Below are 19,531 nucleotides of genomic sequence, written 5' to 3'. Positions count from 1 at the left end.
GGCTGTTTAGCCTTCAATTTCAGTAACGGACAGCAAGTGGCTCACTTTGTTGATCATCCCGCGAATTGCAGGAGTGTCGTTGTGAACCACGGACGAGTTGGTTTTGCGCAGGCCGAGCGTCTTAACAGTAACACGTTGTGTTTCTGGACGTCCAATTACACTGCGTACGAGGGTAATTTGCAATTTAGCCATTGACGTTCCCCTCCTTAACCGCGTAATTCTTCGACAGATTTGCCGCGAAGCTTCGCGACCTCTTCAATACGCTTCAGACGGGAAAGACCCTCTAAAGTAGCATTGACCATATTCATGGAATTCGAAGAACCCAAAGATTTTGTCAAGATATCGCCAACGCCTGCCAATTCAAGCACCGCACGAACCGGTCCACCAGCGATAACGCCGGTACCTTCGGATGCTGGTTTCAGCAGAACGCGTCCTGCGCCGAAATGTCCAGTAACCAGGTGAGGAATCGAAGTTCCTACGATTGGAATGTGGATCAGGTTTTTCTTGGCGTCTTCAATGCCTTTACGGATGGCATCCGGAACTTCGCCGGCTTTACCGATACCAGCACCAACGTAGCCGTTGCCGTCGCCCACAACAACAAGTGCACTAAAGCTGAAACGGCGTCCGCCTTTTACAACTTTTGCAACACGGTTGATGTGTACAACTCTTTCTGTCAGTTCTAAACTGTTCGGATCTACACGCAAGTCGTTAACCTCCTTTTAGAAATATTCTAGAATTCAAGACCAGCTTCGCGAGCTGCGCTAGCCAGAGCCTGAATCCGTCCATGGTACAAGTATCCACCGCGGTCAAATACAACCACTGCATAACCCTTTTCTTTGGCACGCTCAGCGATCAATTGACCCACTTTGCTTGCAGCTTCAACGCTGCCGCCATTTCCGATTGTAGCACTCAATTCCTTATCAAGTGTGGAGGCCGATACGATAGTAACGCCAGTCACATCATCGATCAGTTGAGCGTAGATGTGTTTCGAAGAACGGAACACATTCAAACGTGGACGCTCAGTAGTACCCTGGATCTTCTTACGAACACGCAGGTGTCTTTTGAGACGAGCCTTGTTTTTATCCTCTTTTGTAATCATGACTTCCCTTTCACTCCCTTCAGTTTGCCGTAAACAGCTTCACTTTAAGATGCACGGGGTATCTTACAATTAAGGTAGAGCTGGTTATTTCTTCTTACCAGCTTTACCTTCCTTGCGGATGATACGCTCGCCTTCATATTTGATACCTTTACCTTTGTATGGTTCAGGTTCACGTACGGAACGGATTTTGGCAGCATAAGCGCCAACGCGTTCTTTGTCAATCCCTCTAACGATGATCTTCGTGTTCGCAGGAACATCGAACTCGATACCCGCTTCCGGTGTAATTTCAACCGGGTGGGAGTAACCAACGTTCAATACAATTTTATCTCCGGATTTGCTTGCACGATATCCGACCCCAACCAGTTCCAGAGATTTCGAGAAACCTTCAGTCACACCACTCACCATGTTGTTGACAACGGAGCGGGTTGTGCCGTGAAGTGAACGATGCAATTTGTTGTCCGACGGGCGAACAACAGTGATTTCGTTATTTTCAACTGTAATCTTCATGTCTTTATGAAGCTCACGAGTCAAAGTGCCTTTAGGACCTTTTACTGTAATAACGGCGTTGTCCAAAGTGACATCTACACCGCTAGGTACTGCGATTGGTTTGCGACCAATACGAGACATGTGTTGCACCTCCTTATCTTGTGACGTTTATTACCAAATGTAGCAGACAACTTCTCCGCCGGATTTAGATTGACGAGCTTCTTTGTCGGTCATAACTCCCTTAGATGTGGAGATAATCGCGATTCCAAGGCCACCGAGTACACGAGGCACTTCATTGCTCTTCGTGTATACGCGAAGACCTGGTTTACTGATTCTTTTCAGACCAGTGATAACGCGCTCCTGGCTTGGGCCGTACTTCAGGAAAATACGGATAATCCCTTGTTTGCTATCTTCAACGAATTCAGCATCACGGATGAAGCCCTCACGCTTCAAGATGTCCGCGATTTGTTTTTTCATAGTAGAAGCAGGCATTTCTACTGTCTCGTGACGCACAGTGTTGGCGTTACGAATACGAGTAAGCATATCTGCAATAGGATCAGACATAGTCATGTGTGTAAACCTCCTTCCCGTTTATAAACTTCTTACCAACTTGCTTTTTTCACGCCAGGGATCTGGCCTTTATAAGCTAATTCACGGAAACAAATTCTGCAAATTTTGAACTTTTGCAGTACCGAATGTGGACGACCGCAACGCTCGCAACGTGTGTATGCACGTACTTTGAACTTAGGCTCGCGTTGTTGTTTAACTTTCATTGAAGTCTTTGCCACTTAGACTGACACCTCCTAAACATTTTCGGAGAAATGGATGATTCTTATTTTGTGAAAGGCATTCCCAGCTGATTCAGCAGCTCACGGGATTCCTCGTCCGTCTTAGCAGTCGTTACAATAACGATGTCCATACCGCGAACCTTATCCACTTTGTCATACTCGATTTCCGGGAAGATCAATTGCTCTTTAAGACCCAGTGTGTAGTTACCGCGGCCATCAAAGGCTTTGCTGGAAATACCACGGAAGTCACGAACGCGTGGAAGCGTTACGTTGATCAATTTATCCAGGAAGTAATACATACGCTCGCCGCGCAGTGTTACTTTAACCCCGATCGGCATATTCTCGCGCAGTTTGAAACCGGCGATGGATTTCTTAGCTTTAGTGATAACCGGCTTTTGACCAGAAATCAGTTGCATATCGTTAACTGCAGCGTCAAGTACTTTGGAGTTTTGAACAGCGTCACCTACACCCATGTTGATGACGATCTTCTCGATCTTAGGCACTTGCATAACTGTTGTGTAGTTAAACTTCTGCATCAAAGATGGTGTGATTTCATTCAGATAACGTTCTTTCATTCTTGCTGCCATGAAGATTTACCTCCTTTCATTAGGACTGTATTAGTCGATAATCTCTCCGGATCTTTTTGCTACCCGAACCTTCTTACCGTTATCTAGTACTTTATAGCCGATACGCGTAACTTTCCCGCTCTTCGGATCAATGTGCATTACGTTGGACACATGGATCGAAGCTTCCTGCTCGATGATTCCGCCTTGCGGATTCAACTGGTTAGGCTTCTGGTGTTTCTTCACCATGTTCACGCCTTCTACCAGGACGCGGTTTTCACGAGGATAAGCAGCGATGACACGGCCTTTTTTACCTTTGTCTTTCCCGCTAATCACAAGCACCACATCATCTTTTTTCACGTGCAGTTTATTGTTATGGGATTCCAGAACTTTTTTAACTCTAGGCATTGATTACACCTCCTATAACTGACCTTTTCAAGTACAACCGAGCATCACTCGGATTTTTAGATTACTTCCGGTGCCAAGGAAACGATCTTCATGTAGTCCTTGTCGCGAAGTTCGCGAGCAACTGGTCCGAAGATACGTGTTCCGCGCGGGCTTCTGTCGTCTTTGACAACAACAGCTGCATTTTCGTCGAATGCGATGTAAGACCCATCTTTACGGCGTACCGAACGTTTTGTACGAACAACTACCGCTCTGACAACATCACCCTTTTTGACAACGCCGCCTGGTGTTGCTTGTTTAACGGAACAAACGATCAGATCGCCGATTGCTGCTGTACGGCGTCCAGTACCACCCAGTACGCGGATACACATCAGTTCCTTCGCACCAGAGTTGTCAGCCACATGCAAACGTGTAAATGGTTGAATCATTATTATTTTCCTCCTTCCGGAAAGGGATCTGCTTCATGTCTTAGATGATTACCGCTTTTTCTACCACTTCAACCAGTCTCCACCGTTTGTCCTTCGACAATGGACGAGTTTCCATGACTTTCACGACATCACCAATTTTAGCTACATTCTCTTCATCATGTGCCTTGAATTTCTTCGTGGACTTGATGCGTTTGTGATACAGATTGTGCTTTTTATAGGTTTCAACAGCAATTACGATGGTTTTATCCATTTTGTCGCTGACTACTTTACCGATCAGCACTTTACGTGCATTACGCTCTTCGCTCATAATTAGCCTCCTTCCTGATTACGGATTATGCATCCGCCGTCACTTAACTAATCCCAAGTACTCTTTGATGGATAACGGTTTTAGCACGAGCTATTTCCTTACGCACATCACGAATCCGAGTCGGGTTGTCCAGTTGGCCTGTTGCCAATTGGAAACGGAGATTGAAAAGTTCTTCCTTAAATCCGGCGATTTTCTGTTCAATCTCAGCAGTGGTTAAGTTGCGAAGTTCATTAGCTTTCATTTGCTTCACCACCCAATTCTTCACGTTTCACAAACTTAGTCTTTACAGGCAGCTTGTGAGCGGCAAGACGCATCGCTTCACGAGCGATTTCTTCCGACACGCCTCCGAGTTCGAACATAATCTTACCCGGTTTAACTACAGCTACCCACTTCTCAACGTTACCTTTACCACTACCCATACGAACCTCGAGAGGCTTCTGAGTGATTGGCTTATCCGGGAAAATCTTGATCCAAACCTGACCGCCACGTTTGATGTAACGTGTCATTGCGATACGAGCAGCTTCGATCTGACGGTTAGTGATCCAAGATGGCTCCAGTGCCTGCAAACCGAATTCGCCGAAGTTAAGTTCAGTTCCGCCTTTTGCCATACCCTTCATGTGACCGCGTTGTTGCTTGCGGTGTTTAACGCGCTTTGGTACCAACATGATTAGTTGCCTCCTTCCTGAGCAGCTTGTTTCTTAGCTGGGGGAAGAACTTCTCCACGATAAATCCATACTTTTACGCCGATACGGCCGTAAGTTGTATGTGCTTCAGCTGTTCCGTAATCGATATCAGCACGAAGCGTATGAAGTGGAACTGTTCCTTCGCTATAACCTTCTGAACGGGCAATCTCAGCGCCGCCAAGACGTCCGCCAACCTGAGTTTTAATTCCCTTTGCGCCGGAACGCATAGTTCTTTGAATCGCTTGTTTCAGAGCACGACGGAACGATACGCGACGTTCCAGCTGTTGTGCAATGCTTTCAGCAACAAGAATAGCATCCAGTTCAGGGTGTTTGATTTCATTGATGTTGATGTGTACTTTCTTACCGCCGGCGATAGTTGTAACTGCGCTGCGAAGTACTTCTACTTCTGCTCCGCCTTTACCAATTACCATACCTGGCTTGGCAGTGTGAATTGTAACGTTCACTCGGCTTGCCGCTCTTTCGATCTCGATGCGGGAAACAGAGGAATCTTTCAACTTGCCTTTAAGGTATTCCCGGATTTTGACGTCTTCCATTAAAAGAGTACCGAAATCTTTGCCTGCATACCATTTTGATTCCCAATCGCGAATAATACCGACTCGGAGTCCGACTGGATTTACCTTTTGACCCACGTGTTATCCCTCCTTATTTCTCAGATACCACCAAAGTAATGTGGCTGGTACGTTTATTAATCCGGCTTGCGCGGCCCATGGCGCGCGGACGGAAACGTTTCATTGTAGGACCCTGGTTAACGAAAACTTCGCTTACGAATAAGCTGTTAACGTCCATAGAGTAGTTATGCTCAGCGTTCGCAATCGCCGAGTTCAGTAGCTTCTCAACAACCGGAGAAGCGGACTTCGGAGTGTGGCGAAGAATTGCAATTGCTTCCCCCACTTGCTTGCCGCGAATCAAGTCAACAACCAGTTTCGCTTTACGAGCGGAAATCCGCACCGATCTTGCATGTGCTTTTGCTTCCATTGTTTTCCCTCCTCTCAAACGAAGACGTTAATTATCTTCTGGTTTTCTTATCGTCACCCGCGTGGCCTTTGTAAGTACGTGTTGGCGCGAACTCGCCCAACTTGTGACCTACCATATCTTCCGTTACGTATACAGGCACGTGTTTGCGGCCGTCATATACACCAAACGTATGTCCGATAAACTGAGGGAAAATGGTTGAGCGACGGGACCAGGTTTTTACTACGACTTTCTTGTCTGTCTCGTTCAAATCCTCAACTTTTTTCAGCAGGTAGCCATCGATGAACGGCCCCTTCTTTAAACTGCGACCCATGTGTGAATCCTCCCTTCATCCGGTTCTTCAAAACCGCGAATCGACGCTTCGCGCTTAACTAACTTGCCTGAAGCGTCTTATTTTGTGCGGCGACGAACGATATATTTATCAGATGCTTTGTTTTTCTTACGCGTTTTGTAGCCGAGGGTTGGTTTGCCCCAAGGTGACATTGGCGATTTCCGTCCGATAGGAGCGCGGCCTTCACCACCACCGTGTGGGTGATCGTTAGGGTTCATGACAACACCGCGTACTTCAGGACGACGTCCGAGCCAGCGGCTGCGTCCGGCTTTACCAATCTTGATCAGTTCGTGATCTCCGTTGCCTACGGCTCCGATAGTCGCACGGCAAACGCTGAGGATTCTGCGAACCTCACCCGAGTTCAAACGAACAGATACGTATTTATCTTCTTTACCCAGCAGCTGAGCTTCAGTACCGGCAGCACGAACCAATTGTCCGCCTTTGCCTGGTTTCAACTCGATGTTGTGGATAACTGTACCTACCGGGATGTTGATCAACGGAAGGCTGTTACCAATTTTGATGTCCGCAGCAGGGCCGGACTCAACTTTGTCCCCAACTTTAAGGCCTTTAGGAGCGATGATATAACGTTTCTCTCCATCAGCATAGTGGATCAAAGCAATATTGGAAGTACGGTTCGGGTCATACTCGATTGTAGCAACGCTACCTGGTATGCCGTCTTTAGTCCGCTTGAAGTCAATAATACGGTATTTACGTTTGTGTCCGCCGCCATGGTGACGAACCGTAATTTTACCTTGGTTGTTGCGTCCGGCATGCTTGAACAGCGGGGACAGCAACGATTTCTCTGGCTGGTTTGTTGTAATTTCTTCAAACGTAGACACAGACATGTTGCGTCTTGCCGGAGAGGTCGGTTTGTACTTTTTGATTGGCACTATAGTTTCCTCCTTACTTTAAGAGTATTATTCTACCGCTTCAAAGAACTCAAGCGGCTTGCTGTCCGGGCTAAGCTTCACGATGGCTTTTTTCCACTCTGGAGTATAACCGGAGTATTTGCCATAACGTTTCAGTTTACCAGGTACGCGCATTGTGTTCACACTAACGACTTTTACTTTAAAAATAGCCTCGACAGCTTTTTTGATTTCGGTCTTGTTAGCACGGATATCCACTTCAAAAGCGTACTTCAGTTCGCTCATGTATTCGGATGTGCGTTCCGTAATCACTGGACGCTTAATTATATCACGAGGATCTTTCATTACGCGAACACCTCCTCTACCTTCAGAACTGCTTCTTTAGTGATGATCAGTTTGTCGTACGTCAGTACGTCAAGAACATTGATGCCGTCAGCCGCTACGAATTTCACCCCAGGGATGTTACGAGCGGAAAGTGCTACATTGTCATCATAGCTCGGTGCTACGATCAGGGCTTTGCTGCCCACTTTAAGGTTGTTCAGAATCGCTGCGAATTCTTTCGTCTTCGGAGCATTCAGGGTCAGGCTATCCAATACGATGATGTCATTCTCAAGCACTTTTGAGGACAACGCGGATTTGATGGCCAACCGGCGAACCTTCTTAGGCAATTTCCAGGAATAGCTGCGTGGTGTTGGTCCGAAGACTACGCCGCCGCCTTTCCATTGTGGAGAACGAATGGAGCCTTGACGAGCACGACCTGTACCTTTTTGTTTCCAAGGCTTACGTCCGCCGCCACGCACTTCAGAGCGTCCTTTTACTTTGTGTGTACCGCGACGAAGGGAAGCTCTTTGCATAAGTGCAGCTTCATGCAGCACATGTACATTCGGTTCGATACCGAAAACTGAATCACTCAGTTCAACTTCGCCAACTTCGTTACCACTAGTATTGAAAAGTGTTACTTTTGGCATTTCATGTTCCTCCTTTCTTCAGCAATTATTTCTTAACGGTTTGTTTAACTTTCACGAAGCTGTTTTTAGGGCCCGGAATAGCGCCTTTAACCAGCAGTACATTACGTTCTACGTCAACCCGGATGATTTCAAGCTTTTGAACCGTTACAGTCGTGTGACCCATATGTCCTGGCAGGCGTTTGCCCTTAGGAACACGGTTAGCCTGGATGGAACCCATCGAGCCCGGTCTTCTGTGGTAGCGCGATCCGTGTGCCATTGGTCCGCGGCTTTGTCCCCAGCGTTTGATGTTACCCTGGAAGCCTTTACCCTTCGAAGTACCTGTTACGTCAACAAACTCGCCTTCAGCGAAGATGTCAGCCTTAAGCTCTTGTCCAACCTCGAGTGACCCGAGGTCAACACCGCGAATTTCGCGAACGTAGCGCTTAGGTGTTGCATTTGCCTTTTTGGCGTGACCCTGTTCAGGCTTGTTGGAGCGAATTTCCTTTTTATCGGAAAAGCCCAGCTGCACTGCTTCATATCCGTCGATATTCAGGTCTTTCTTTTGCAGTACCACACAAGGTCCAGCTTCGATAACAGAAACCGCAATTACGTTACCTTCTGGAGTAAACACTTGAGTCATACCGAGTTTTTTTCCTAAGATACCTTTCAATGTTGACACCTCTTTTCTTTTCCTGGTTACTTAATGAATTACAATTTGATTTCGATATCTACACCGGACGGTAGATCCAAGCGCATCAAGGCATCCACAGTTTGTGGTGTTGGGTTCACAATATCGATCAAACGTTTGTGAGTCCGTTGCTCAAACTGTTCACGGGAATCCTTGTACTTGTGTACCGCACGGAGAATAGTAATGATTTGCTTCTCAGTTGGCAGCGGAATCGGCCCGGATACACCAGCACCCGAACGTTTTGCTGTTTCAACGATTTTCTCTGCGGATTGATCAAGAATTCTGTGGTCGTATGCTTTCAAGCGAATACGAATTTTTTGCTTTGCCATTTTAGTCCCTCCTTCTATCGCCCAATTTATTATCGGACATACTCCGTGAAAATTTTCCGACGTCGACCTCATGGCAAAGGGGCCGGGTGTGTCAGTAACCTCTCACATCATCGCAACGTCTCAGAACAACATTTATTATTATATCTAATAGGCGGCTATATTGCAAGAGCCTTTGCAAAACAAATCACCTTTTCCAGAAAAAAAGTTAAAAAACACACGGTTTTATCTGAAAATTGTTAATTACTGATTTCAGCAAGCTGAATTAGAGCCTCCATCTCCAGAATATTCACGGTTCTCTTATGCATATCGATGATCTTCTGCGCTTCCAGCTTGTTCAGCTTACGGCTTAAGGTCTCGGCAGTCGTGCCGATCATCGCTGCCACTTCTTTTTGCGCCGATGGGAGATCCACGGAATGTCGCAAAGCTTGCATTGTCAGTGCTGATTCTGGCAGATTCCTCGTGTACAAATAGACTAGAAGCCGGGCTAACCGTTTTTCCACTTCAAACATATGCAGTGCCCCTGCTGTTTCTTCCGCCAGATGCAGCTGCTCACTAACAGACATCAGAAAGCTAAACGCCAGGCCCGCATTCTGCTCCAAGAGGGGAATGAAATCCTTCCGGTGCATCCGGCAGACCACTCCACTTTCAATAATCTCCGCCGTTACATCATTATTTTTATTGTGAAGCAGGGCAAACTGTCCGAAATAATCACCGGGGAAAAGAAAGCGTACAATATGCTGCTTGCCTTCTTTACTGTTCTTCGTCAGTTTGATAAGACCGCTCTTTACCACATATAAGGCTTGAGACGGCTCTCCTTCTCGGCAGACCTGGCTACCCTTTTTATATGAATGGGATTCTGTGATTGATTCTATGATAACCAATTCTTCATCGGACAAGCTCCTGAATACCGGAACCTGGCGCACACAGGCATGAGAACTGCACGTATTGCATTCCATACATCATTCCTCCTCTACTGTCGCTTATCCCACCATATCAATGATCGAAGCGCTGCCGGGTGACTGGACGCACAAATTTTCATAAAACTTGATCTATATCAAGGATTAACGCGCCGGCTGTCTATACAATAGGTTCATAGAGAGAAAAGGAGTTGATGGGCTTGCAACAATACACTTTTGAGGACATGCGCCAGATGAATAGAACAACTCTGGGCAAGATGGTACCGCTTGAACTATTCCGGACCATCCGTCTAATTGGAATGAACCAAGGATTGCCGTTAGGCGGAAAGGGAACGACTGTGACCATTGGCAGAAAGATCGGCGAGAGCCTGCCTGTCCATTCCGTGGAAGAGCTGCTGCAGATCTTTGAGGAGCTCAAAATCGGGATTCCCCGAATTGTTCATTCCGATGAGCGCAAAATTAATATCGCTGTTGACGATTGCTTCTGCAAAGGACTACCTTCCCTTGAAGATGAAAGAATGGTCTGTGATCTGGAGGGAGCTATCATTGAAGGTGCTCTGTGCCGAATTCTCGGCCGCAAGGTTTCAGTGAAAGAGATCAAATGTAATGTCACCGGTCATGAGCACTGCGAGTACGAAGTTAAGCTTTAAATAATACTAATATAATGAAAGCAGGGATTTATAATGGAAAAGAAAACATTAGCTGAGGCCGTAGATTATCAAGAGGAACGCTTTACCAAAAAGATCATTTTCCAAAAAGGCGATAGCGTAGTATTTGTGCTTAATTTCATGCCTGGGCAAAAGCTGCCCGTTCACAAGCACCCCGGAGCAGATGTCTATATCCTCGCCTTACACGGTGACGGTACCATTCATGTTAATGAGGAAGAGTTCTCCTTCATCCAAGGAGAGACCATCTACATTGCCGGTGACGAGTCATTCGCTTATACGAATAATAGTTCATCGCCGTCCAGCCTGCATGTCGTTCTGTCCAAGCTGCCAAGTGCGGACTATGCGAAGGAAATCTAATTCTCAATCTTATCTATAAAATAAAACAGGCCCCCTTCATTTGAAGGGGGCCTGACTTATATTCAGTCTATCCTAACGGATAGAGCCTGAATTATTTTTGGATAGAAGCTACGGAACCGGCACCAACTGTACGTCCGCCTTCGCGAATGGAGAATTTAGTACCTTCTTCAATAGCGATTGGGGAGATCAGCTGAACAGTTACAGTGATGTTGTCACCAGGCATAACCATTTCAGTACCTTCTGGCAGGTTGATGATGCCAGTTACGTCAGTTGTACGGAAGTAGAACTGTGGACGGTAACCAGTGAAGAATGGTTTGTGACGTCCGCCTTCTTCTTTAGTCAGAACGTAGATCTGAGCAGTGAACTCAGTGTGTGGCTTAACGGAGTTCGGCTTAGCCAATACTTGGCCACGCTCGATGTTGTTACGGTCAACACCACGCAGCAATGCGCCGATGTTGTCGCCAGCTTGAGCGGAATCAAGCAATTTGCGGAACATTTCCACGCCAGTAACTACAGACTTCTTAGTTTCTTCGTGAATACCAACGATTTCGATTTCTTCTCCGACTTTAACTGTTCCGCGTTCTACGCGACCAGTTGCCACAGTACCGCGGCCAGTGATGGAGAATACATCTTCGACAGGCATCAAGAAAGGCTTGTCAGTCTGACGTTCTGGAAGCGGGATGTATGTGTCGATCGTTTCGAACATTTCAACGATCTTCTGTGCATACTCGCCATCAGGGTTCTGCAGAGCTTCACGAGCAGATCCACGAACGATTGGAGTGTCATCGCCTGGGAAGTCGTATTCGCTAAGCAGATCGCGAACTTCCATTTCAACCAATTCAAGCAACTCTTCGTCCTCAACCATGTCGCATTTGTTCAGGAATACAACGATGTAAGGAACGCCTACTTGACGGGACAGCAGGATGTGTTCACGAGTCTGTGGCATAGGGCCGTCAGCTGCGGATACAACCAGGATTGCTCCGTCCATTTGCGCTGCGCCAGTGATCATGTTTTTAACATAGTCGGCGTGTCCAGGGCAGTCTACGTGAGCGTAGTGACGGTTAGGAGTTTCATATTCAACGTGAGCGGTGGAGATAGTGATACCGCGTTCGCGTTCTTCAGGAGCCTTATCAATTTGGTCGAATGCTACAGCAGCACCACCGTATTTTTTGGACAATACAGTTGTGATTGCAGCAGTCAGAGTTGTTTTACCATGGTCAACGTGACCGATAGTACCGATGTTAACGTGCGGTTTGTTACGTTCAAACTTTGCCTTTGCCATTTGAACAGTTCCTCCTTATTGTGGGGTCCATATATTTGAGCCGTCCGCCTATTTGCAGTTCTAAGGTGACTTATGTGTTATACCCGGACGGCAAGTTAAAAATCAAGCTTATTCTCCGCCTTTGTTCTTGGCTACGATTTCTTCAGCAATGGATTTAGGTACTTCTTCATAGTGAGACAGCTCCATTGAGAATACGCCGCGTCCTTGAGTACCGGAACGGAGTGTTGTGGAGTATCCGAACATTTCGGACAAAGGCACCTTCGCACGGATAATTTGCGCTCCACCACGGGAATCCATACCTTCGATTCTACCGCGACGGGAGTTCAGCATACCCATTACATCGCCCATGTATTCCTCAGGAACAGTTACTTCCACTTTCATGATTGGCTCAAGCAATGCAGGTTGACATTTGTCTTTTGCAGCTTTAAGCGCCATCGAACCGGCAATTTTGAACGCCATTTCGTTGGAGTCAACATCATGGTAAGAACCATCTACGATGGTAGCTTTAACGTCAACAAGCGGGAAGCCTGCAATAACGCCGTTCTTCATTTGCTCTTCAATACCGGCAAGTGCAGGAGCGATGTATTCTCTAGGTACAGAACCACCGACAACTTTACTTTCGAATTGGCTGCCAGTACCTGGCTCGAGAGGTTCAAATTCAACCCATACGTGACCGTACTGACCGCGACCGCCGGATTGGCGAACAAACTTGCCTTCTACGCGGGCAGATGCCTTGAACGTTTCGCGGTAAGCAACCTGCGGTTTACCCACATTGGTTTCTACTTTGAATTCACGACGCATACGGTCGATGATGATGTCCAAGTGAAGCTCACCCATACCTGCCAGGATGGTTTGGCCTGTTTCTTCATCAGTGTGAGCACGAAGAGTAGGATCCTCTTCAGTCAACTTTCCGAGAGCAACACCCAGTTTATCTTGGTCAGCTTTGGTTTTTGGCTCGACTGCGATTTCGATAACCGGATCTGGAAAGTTCATGGATTCCAGAATGATCGGATGTTTCTCGTCGCAGAGTGTATCGCCTGTGCTAGTGTCCTTCAGACCAACGGCTGCCGCGATATCACCAGCGTAAACGATGGAGATTTCTTGACGGCTGTTCGCATGCATCTGCAGGATACGCCCAATACGCTCACGTTTGCCCTTAGTAGCGTTAATTACATAAGAACCTGATTCCAGGATACCGGAGTATACACGGAAGAACGTGAGTTTACCAACATAAGGGTCTGTCATGATCTTAAATGCCAAGGCACCGAATGGCTCTTCATCCGAAGGATGACGTTCCGCTTCTGTTCCATCCTCCAGATGACCCGTAATAGCCGGTACATCCAAAGGTGAAGGCAAGTAATCAACAACAGCATCCAGCATAAGCTGAATCCCTTTGTTCCGGTAGGAAGAGCCGCAAATTACTGGGAAAATTTTAACTTCAACTACGCCTTTGCGCAGAGCAGCTTTGATTTCCGGAATAGTAATTTCTTCGCCTTCCAGGTACTTCATAGTCAGATCTTCATCAAGTTCAGCAACTTTCTCGATCAGCTCAAGACGCAGTTCCTCAACCTTTGCCAAATATTCTTCCGGAATATCCGTAACTTCAATATTTTGGCCCAAATCATCTCTGAACATATGTGCTTTTTGCTCAACGAGGTCGATGATACCTGCGAAATCATTTTCTGCACCGATTGGCAGTTGAATAGCAACTGCATTGGCTTGAAGACGATCACGCATAGTTTCGATTACGTTAAGGAAATCCGCACCGATAATGTCCATTTTGTTCACATATGCGATCCGTGGTACGTTGTAACGGTCAGCCTGTCTCCATACGGTTTCAGACTGAGGCTCTACGCCCTCTTTCGCACTAAATACTCCAACTGCCCCATCCAATACACGCAGGGAACGTTCAACTTCAACGGTGAAGTCAACGTGTCCTGGGGTATCAATGATATTGATGCGGTGACCTTTCCATGCAGCAGTTGTAGCAGCGGAAGTAATCGTGATTCCGCGCTCTTGTTCTTGTTCCATCCAGTCCATTGTAGCAGCACCCTCGTGAACTTCACCGATTTTGTGCGTACGGCCTGTGTAGAATAGAATCCGCTCAGTGGTAGTAGTCTTACCAGCATCAATATGTGCCATGATCCCGATATTACGTGTATTTTTTAAGGAGAACTCTCTTGCCATGAAATGGATCTCCTTTCAAAATAGAAGTTATTTGAACGACTGCAATCCTACCAACGGTAGTGAGCAAACGCTTTGTTCGCTTCAGCCATCTTGTGTGTATCTTCACGTTTCTTAACGGAAGCACCTGTGTTGTTGGAAGCATCGATAATCTCAGCCGCCAAACGCTCTTCCATAGTCTTCTCACCGCGGTTGCGCGAGTAGTTTACAAGCCAACGTAATCCCAAAGCAGTACGTCTTTCAGGTTTAACCTCAATAGGTACTTGGTAGTTAGCACCGCCGACACGACGAGCTTTAACTTCCAATACAGGCATGATATTCTTGATGGCAGCTTCGAAAACTTCCATCGGCTCTTTACCTGTACGTTCTTGAATCAACTTGAACGAATTGTACAAAATGCTTTGAGCGACACCTCTTTTACCACCCAGCATAATACGGTTGATCAAACGAGTAACCAACTTGCTATTATACAATGGATCTGGCAATACATCTCTTTTAGTAACTGGACCTTTGCGTGGCATGGATATCCCCCTTTCTTATATGGTTATTATGCTGATAAGCTCATCTTATTTCTTGACTTTAGGACGTTTCGCACCATACTTGGAGCGAGCCTGCATCCGGTTAGCAACACCTGCAGTATCCAGTGCGCCACGAACGATGTGGTAACGAACTCCTGCAAGGTCTTTAACTTTACCTCCGCGCAGCAATACTACACTGTGCTCTTGAAGGTTGTGTCCGATACCCGGAATGTAAGCAGTCACCTCAAGACGGTTCGTCAGACGAACACGGGCATACTTACGAAGTGCTGAGTTTGGTTTACGTGGAGTCATTGTGCCTACACGAGTGCATACACCGCGTTTCTGCGGAGCGCTCAAATTTGTAGCCTCACGCTTGAGGGCGTTGAACCCTTTTTGAAGAGCGGGAGATTTGGATTTTTCGATTTTGGCTTGACGGCCTTTACGAACCAATTGATTGATAGTTGGCATGTTGTGCCACCCCCTTCCTGAAATGATAGTCAATTTACAAACATTAAGTCCACAGACCCAGGTGGTTCATAAAAAGACAAATGAAAAGTCCTTGCTGCCGAAGTGTACCCCGGTACAAAAACGTTCTCTTGCTGCTATTGTTTTAAGACGGCTGCCATCGCAGCACCAACTTCTATACCGCAGGCCTTGCCCAAATTCAGCATCGTGTCCACATAAGTGACCTTCACACCTTGTTTGTTGCAAAGCATTACAATTCTGGAAGTAAGCCGTTGATCTCCGTCCTCTGCCACATAGACTTCTGCGGCTTGGCCCAACTCCACCGCCTTGACGGTTTGCTTGGAACCGATCTTGACCTGAGCATCCTGTAACCCTCTGTCATCAGTCATGAAAATCATTACCTCCACTGAATAAGAATGACAAGACTACTCACGCACCTTAGACATATTAGCATCCTCAGCACATGATGTCAAGAAAAACGACAATAAATTTATTAATAATCACAGCAGACAGCCGCGTCACGCCAGATTTCTGCGTCACGCGGATACTGCTTGCCATGAGTATTCAATTATTCAGCGGGTACCGGCTCTAAAGCTTCTTCATTGCTTTCAGCATTCGGATCGCTCAGCTTCACATTACGGTAACGATTCATGCCTGTACCTGCAGGAATCAGCTTACCGATGATTACATTCTCTTTCAGACCGAGCAACTTATCCACTTTACCCTTAATAGCTGCATCTGTTAAGACGCGCGTAGTTTCCTGGAAGGATGCCGCAGACAGGAATGAATCAGTTTCCAGGGAGGCCTTGGTGATCCCGAGCAGAACCGGTTTGGCGACTGCTGGTTCATTTCCGGCAAGAATGGCTTCCTTGTTGGCTGCTTCATATTCATGAATATCCGCAAATGCACCCGGCAGGAGACTGGTATCTCCAGCATCGATAATGCGGATTTTGCGCAGCATCTGCTTGATCATAACTTCAATGTGCTTATCATTGATTTCAACGCCCTGGTTACGGTATACACGCTGTACTTCTTGCAGAATGTAGTTCTGTACCCCGCGGATCCCTTTGATACGCAGCATTTCTTTAGGGTCAATTGAACCGTCTGTTAATTCATCGCCGGCCTCAATCTCCTGGCCTTCGCTGACACGCAGACGGGAGCCGTAAGTGATGGAATACGTTTTGGACTCTGCTTCACCCTGGACTTCGATTTCGCGGCGGTCCTTGGTTTCACGGATTTCCTTAACTACCCCGTCAATCTCACTGATTGTAGCCTGACCTTTAGGGTTACGGGCTTCAAACAGCTCCTGGATACGCGGCAAACCTTGCGTAATATCGTCTCCGGCTACACCACCGGTATGGAACGTACGCATGGTAAGCTGTGTTCCCGGTTCACCGATGGATTGTGCGGCAATAATACCGACAGCTTCCCCGATTTCCACGAATTTACCTGTTGCCAGGTTACGTCCGTAGCACTTCTTGCAGACACCGTGACGGGCACGGCAGCTGAGTACAGAGCGAATCTGCAGCTTGGTAACACCAGCATTCACGATTTCTTCAGCCTTATCCGAGTCAATCAGATCGTTACGGTGAACGATGATTTCCTTCGTCTCAGGATGACGGACGGTCTCGAAGGAATAACGGCCTTCAATACGGTCGTAGAGATCCTCAATGACTTCCTTGCCATCCTGAATCCGGCTAACCATGAAGCCTTTATCAGTACCACAATCTTCTTCACGGACAATAACATCCTGCGCTACGTCAACCAGACGGCGTGTCAGGTACCCGGAATCCGCTGTACGCAGCGCTGTATCGGCCAGACCTTTACGCGCTCCGTGAGTGGAGATAAAGTACTCGAGGACGGTTAGGCCTTCGCGGAAGTTCGCTTTGATTGGCAATTCAAAGATTCGGCCCGAAGGTGTTGCCATCAGACCACGCATCCCACCGAGCTGGGTGATCTGCGATTTGTTACCACGCGCCTTGGAGTCGACCATGAGCATGATGGAGTTGAAGCGGTCCATTGATTTAAGCAATACGTTAGTCAGATCATCCTTGGTCTTCGACCAAATCTCGATAACGCGGTCATACCGCTCATCATTGGTAATCAGACCACGGCGGTATTGATTCGCAACCACATCAACCTTAGCTTCGGATTCCTTAAGAATGGTAGCTTTTTCCTCAGGCACGATAACATCCGATACGGCAACCGTAACACCGGAACGTGTAGAGTACGTAAAGCCGAGTTGCTTAATTTTATCCAGAATCACTGAAGTCTTGGTGGTGTGATACGTCTCAAAGCAGCGGGCGATAATGAGGCCCAGATATTCCTTACCTACAGCACTGGCTTCCGGAGCTGCCATGATCAGTTCGCGGACATCCGCACCCTTTTCATAGATGAAGTACTTCTCAGGAGTTCCCTGCAGCAGGTTAGTTTTGGTAGCTTCGTTGATATACGGGAAGCTGCTTGGATAGATTTCGTTGAAGATAATCTTACCCACAGTAGTGATTAGCAGAGCATTCTGCTGCGCTTCAGTGAAGCTGGTTTTACCCAGAGCCTTAACAGGAATAGCAACACGTGCATGCAGACCTGCAGTTCCGCGCTGATAAGCAGAGACCGCTTCATTCACGTTACGCAGGATCATCCCGGTACCCTTTTCTTCCTTGTTGTCCATGGTCAGGTAGAACGTACCAAGGACCATATCCTGGGAAGGGGTAACGACCGGCTTGCCGTCCTTAGGGTTCAGGATATTACCGGACGCCAGCATGAGAATACGGGCTTCAGCTTGAGCCTCAGCGGACAGAGGAACGTGTACCGCCATCTGGTCACCGTCAAAGTCGGCATTGTAAGCCGTACATACGAGCGGGTGAAGACGGATCGCGTGACCTTCTACCAGAATCGGTTCGAACGCCTGGATACCCAGTCTATGCAGCGTAGGGGCACGGTTCAGCAGAACCGGATGCTCTCTGATTACCTCTTCAAGCACATCCCATACTTCAGGACTTACGCGCTCAACCTTACGCTTCGCGCTCTTTATGTTGTGGGCTAGCCCTTTGTTAACCAGTTCTTTCATTACAAACGGTTTGAACAGCTCCAGTGCCATCTTCTTAGGAAGACCGCATTGGTACATCTTCAGGTAAGGTCCTACGACGATAACCGAACGGCCGGAATAGTCAACACGTTTACCGAGCAAGTTCTGGCGGAAACGTCCCTGTTTACCTTTCAGCATATGGCTGAGCGATTTGAGCGGACGGTTACCTGGTCCTGTTACAGGACGGCCGCGGCGGCCGTTGTCAATCAGCGCATCTACAGCTTCCTGTAGCATCCGTTTCTCATTCTGAACGATAATGTCAGGCGCGCCGAGGTCGAGCAGTCTTTTCAGACGGTTGTTCCGGTTAATTACACGGCGGTACAGGTCATTAAGGTCAGACGTAGCGAAACGGCCGCCATCCAGCTGAACCATTGGACGAAGCTCCGGAGGTATAACCGGGAGTACATCCATGATCATCCAGTCAGGCTTGTTGCCGGAGTTGCGGAAGGCCTCAATGACTTCCAGACGTTTGATTGCCCGGTTGCGGCGCTGGCCTTGAGCGGTACGCAGCTCTTCTTTGAGGAATTCCAGTTCTTTATCGATGTCGATATCCTGAAGCAGCTTTTTGACAGCTTCTGCACCCATGCCGGCCTGGAATCCGTAGCCATATTTCTCACGGTAGCTGCGGTATTCTTTCTCGGACAACAACTGCTTCTTCTCCAGCGGAGTTTCCCCTGGATCAGTTACAACATAAGATGCAAAGTAGATAATCTCTTCGAGCGATCTAGGAGACATATCCAGCGCCAGACCCATACGGCTTGGAATACCTTTGAAATACCAGATATGAGATACAGGAGCTGCCAGTTCGATGTGGCCCATACGTTCGCGGCGGACTTTAGCGCGGGTAACTTCCACGCCGCAGCGGTCGCACACTACGCCCTTATAACGGACGCGTTTGTATTTACCACAGTGACATTCCCAGTCCTTTTGCGGTCCAAAAATACGTTCGCAAAAGAGACCCTCTTTTTCCGGTTTCAATGTACGATAGTTAATGGTTTCCGGTTTTTTAACTTCTCCGCGGGACCAAGAACGAATTTTTTCCGGGGAAGCGAGCCCGATTTTCATAAATTCAAAATTGTTAACGTCCAACAAGGAGCAACCCTCCTTAACCTATATCCTGATTTAGTACCACTGCCCTC

At 47.4% G+C, this 19,531-nt stretch carries 29 protein-coding genes; 2 read left to right on the top strand and 27 right to left on the bottom strand.

Translation table 11 applies throughout. The features are described from left to right. Positions 1-6: 6 nt before the first annotated feature. The 21 genes from rpmD to MKY96_RS32260 all read right to left on the bottom strand — a co-directional run bounded on the left by rpmD (position 7) and on the right by MKY96_RS32260 (position 9,809). Complete coding sequence (rpmD, locus tag MKY96_RS32360) at positions 7-192, bottom strand: 50S ribosomal protein L30 (protein ID WP_019908243.1); 186 nt, start codon at positions 190-192, stop codon at positions 7-9. A gap of 14 nt (positions 193-206) precedes the next feature. Further along, on the bottom strand, positions 207-704 hold the full coding sequence (gene rpsE, locus MKY96_RS32355; protein ID WP_036652980.1) for a 30S ribosomal protein S5: 498 nt from the start codon (positions 702-704) through the stop codon (positions 207-209). A gap of 26 nt (positions 705-730) precedes the next feature. Continuing rightward, complete coding sequence (gene rplR / locus MKY96_RS32350) at positions 731-1,099, bottom strand: 50S ribosomal protein L18 (RefSeq protein WP_036692407.1); 369 nt, start codon at positions 1,097-1,099, stop codon at positions 731-733. Between the two features lie 84 nt (positions 1,100-1,183). Beyond that, positions 1,184-1,726 (bottom strand): 50S ribosomal protein L6, encoded by a 543-nt coding sequence (gene rplF / locus MKY96_RS32345; RefSeq protein WP_036721827.1) that lies wholly within the window; start codon positions 1,724-1,726, stop codon positions 1,184-1,186. Between the two features lie 30 nt (positions 1,727-1,756). Then, positions 1,757-2,155, bottom strand: a complete 399-nt coding sequence (rpsH, locus tag MKY96_RS32340) for a 30S ribosomal protein S8 (protein ID WP_036692403.1) — start codon at positions 2,153-2,155, stop codon at positions 1,757-1,759. A 32-nt stretch (positions 2,156-2,187) separates the two neighbouring features. Continuing rightward, positions 2,188-2,373, bottom strand: coding sequence for a type Z 30S ribosomal protein S14 (locus MKY96_RS32335; protein ID WP_036589425.1), 186 nt, complete (start codon positions 2,371-2,373; stop codon positions 2,188-2,190). Positions 2,374-2,417: 44 nt separating this feature from the next. Then, complete coding sequence (gene rplE, locus MKY96_RS32330; RefSeq protein WP_036721829.1) at positions 2,418-2,960, bottom strand: 50S ribosomal protein L5; 543 nt, start codon at positions 2,958-2,960, stop codon at positions 2,418-2,420. Between the two features lie 30 nt (positions 2,961-2,990). After that, positions 2,991-3,344, bottom strand: coding sequence for a 50S ribosomal protein L24 (gene rplX, locus MKY96_RS32325; protein ID WP_019908235.1), 354 nt, complete (start codon positions 3,342-3,344; stop codon positions 2,991-2,993). Between the two features lie 56 nt (positions 3,345-3,400). Beyond that, entirely contained in the window at positions 3,401-3,769 is a 369-nt protein-coding gene (gene rplN, locus MKY96_RS32320; RefSeq protein WP_036680556.1) for a 50S ribosomal protein L14, read from the bottom strand. 40 nt (positions 3,770-3,809) lie between these two features. Next, a complete protein-coding gene (gene rpsQ, locus MKY96_RS32315; RefSeq protein WP_036692400.1) occupies positions 3,810-4,076 on the bottom strand; it encodes a 30S ribosomal protein S17 in 267 nt (88 codons plus the stop codon). A gap of 43 nt (positions 4,077-4,119) precedes the next feature. Continuing rightward, on the bottom strand, positions 4,120-4,317 hold the full coding sequence (gene rpmC, locus MKY96_RS32310) for a 50S ribosomal protein L29 (RefSeq protein ID WP_019908232.1): 198 nt from the start codon (positions 4,315-4,317) through the stop codon (positions 4,120-4,122). After that, positions 4,307-4,741, bottom strand: a complete 435-nt coding sequence (rplP, locus tag MKY96_RS32305) for a 50S ribosomal protein L16 (protein ID WP_020427064.1) — start codon at positions 4,739-4,741, stop codon at positions 4,307-4,309. The genes rpmC and rplP overlap by 11 nt, the downstream gene beginning before the upstream one ends. Before the next feature lie 2 nt (positions 4,742-4,743). Continuing rightward, on the bottom strand, positions 4,744-5,409 hold the full coding sequence (gene rpsC, locus MKY96_RS32300; RefSeq protein ID WP_036721832.1) for a 30S ribosomal protein S3: 666 nt from the start codon (positions 5,407-5,409) through the stop codon (positions 4,744-4,746). A 13-nt stretch (positions 5,410-5,422) separates the two neighbouring features. Beyond that, on the bottom strand, positions 5,423-5,755 hold the full coding sequence (gene rplV, locus MKY96_RS32295; RefSeq protein WP_019908228.1) for a 50S ribosomal protein L22: 333 nt from the start codon (positions 5,753-5,755) through the stop codon (positions 5,423-5,425). Positions 5,756-5,786: 31 nt separating this feature from the next. Beyond that, positions 5,787-6,065, bottom strand: a complete 279-nt coding sequence (gene rpsS, locus MKY96_RS32290) for a 30S ribosomal protein S19 (RefSeq protein WP_036692395.1) — start codon at positions 6,063-6,065, stop codon at positions 5,787-5,789. 77 nt (positions 6,066-6,142) lie between these two features. Next, positions 6,143-6,973 (bottom strand): 50S ribosomal protein L2, encoded by an 831-nt coding sequence (gene rplB, locus MKY96_RS32285; protein WP_036692392.1) that lies wholly within the window; start codon positions 6,971-6,973, stop codon positions 6,143-6,145. Between the two features lie 27 nt (positions 6,974-7,000). Further along, the gene (gene rplW / locus MKY96_RS32280) at positions 7,001-7,294 is read right to left on the bottom strand and encodes a 50S ribosomal protein L23 (protein ID WP_019908225.1); all 294 of its coding nucleotides are present in this window, start codon (positions 7,292-7,294) and stop codon (positions 7,001-7,003) included. Next, complete coding sequence (gene rplD / locus MKY96_RS32275) at positions 7,294-7,917, bottom strand: 50S ribosomal protein L4 (protein WP_036721837.1); 624 nt, start codon at positions 7,915-7,917, stop codon at positions 7,294-7,296. The genes rplW and rplD overlap by 1 nt, the downstream gene beginning before the upstream one ends. Positions 7,918-7,942: 25 nt before the next feature. After that, entirely contained in the window at positions 7,943-8,566 is a 624-nt protein-coding gene (rplC, locus tag MKY96_RS32270; protein ID WP_340946744.1) for a 50S ribosomal protein L3, read from the bottom strand. Between the two features lie 38 nt (positions 8,567-8,604). Beyond that, positions 8,605-8,913 (bottom strand): 30S ribosomal protein S10, encoded by a 309-nt coding sequence (gene rpsJ, locus MKY96_RS32265; RefSeq protein WP_017692074.1) that lies wholly within the window; start codon positions 8,911-8,913, stop codon positions 8,605-8,607. 236 nt (positions 8,914-9,149) lie between these two features. Beyond that, positions 9,150-9,809 (bottom strand): Crp/Fnr family transcriptional regulator, encoded by a 660-nt coding sequence (locus MKY96_RS32260; RefSeq protein WP_340946742.1) that lies wholly within the window; start codon positions 9,807-9,809, stop codon positions 9,150-9,152. A 254-nt stretch (positions 9,810-10,063) separates the two neighbouring features. On the opposite strand from MKY96_RS32260, the gene MKY96_RS32255 reads away from it, so the two are divergent. Together MKY96_RS32255 and MKY96_RS32250 are read left to right on the top strand one after the other, a co-directional pair. Then, positions 10,064-10,480 carry a V4R domain-containing protein gene (locus MKY96_RS32255; protein ID WP_340946740.1) on the top strand — a complete coding sequence of 139 codons (417 nt, stop codon included), beginning with the start codon at positions 10,064-10,066 and terminating at the stop codon, positions 10,478-10,480. Between the two features lie 33 nt (positions 10,481-10,513). Next, positions 10,514-10,855, top strand: coding sequence for a cupin domain-containing protein (locus tag MKY96_RS32250; RefSeq protein ID WP_340946738.1), 342 nt, complete (start codon positions 10,514-10,516; stop codon positions 10,853-10,855). Between the two features lie 91 nt (positions 10,856-10,946). Here the strand turns inward: MKY96_RS32250 and tuf are convergent, their stop codons facing one another. The 6 genes from tuf to rpoC form a co-directional block, all read right to left on the bottom strand. Further along, on the bottom strand, positions 10,947-12,137 hold the full coding sequence (gene tuf / locus MKY96_RS32245) for an elongation factor Tu (protein ID WP_036721850.1): 1,191 nt from the start codon (positions 12,135-12,137) through the stop codon (positions 10,947-10,949). 108 nt (positions 12,138-12,245) lie between these two features. After that, positions 12,246-14,324 carry an elongation factor G gene (gene fusA / locus MKY96_RS32240; protein ID WP_076081734.1) on the bottom strand — a complete coding sequence of 693 codons (2,079 nt, stop codon included), beginning with the start codon at positions 14,322-14,324 and terminating at the stop codon, positions 12,246-12,248. 47 nt (positions 14,325-14,371) lie between these two features. Next, positions 14,372-14,842, bottom strand: coding sequence for a 30S ribosomal protein S7 (gene rpsG / locus MKY96_RS32235; RefSeq protein ID WP_020427074.1), 471 nt, complete (start codon positions 14,840-14,842; stop codon positions 14,372-14,374). A 45-nt stretch (positions 14,843-14,887) separates the two neighbouring features. Next, positions 14,888-15,307, bottom strand: a complete 420-nt coding sequence (gene rpsL, locus MKY96_RS32230) for a 30S ribosomal protein S12 (protein ID WP_036721853.1) — start codon at positions 15,305-15,307, stop codon at positions 14,888-14,890. A 134-nt stretch (positions 15,308-15,441) separates the two neighbouring features. Beyond that, complete coding sequence (locus tag MKY96_RS32225) at positions 15,442-15,693, bottom strand: ribosomal L7Ae/L30e/S12e/Gadd45 family protein (RefSeq protein WP_036692367.1); 252 nt, start codon at positions 15,691-15,693, stop codon at positions 15,442-15,444. Between the two features lie 179 nt (positions 15,694-15,872). Next, positions 15,873-19,484, bottom strand: coding sequence for a DNA-directed RNA polymerase subunit beta' (gene rpoC / locus MKY96_RS32220; RefSeq protein WP_076081733.1), 3,612 nt, complete (start codon positions 19,482-19,484; stop codon positions 15,873-15,875). Positions 19,485-19,531: the final 47 nt, after the last annotated feature.

The organism is Paenibacillus sp. FSL R7-0302 (genome assembly GCF_038006885.1).
Taxonomy (GTDB): Bacteria; Bacillota; Bacilli; order Paenibacillales; family Paenibacillaceae; genus Paenibacillus_AQ.
The sequence above is the reverse complement of the archived record's forward strand: the minus strand, read 5'-3'. Positions and strand labels throughout refer to the sequence as shown.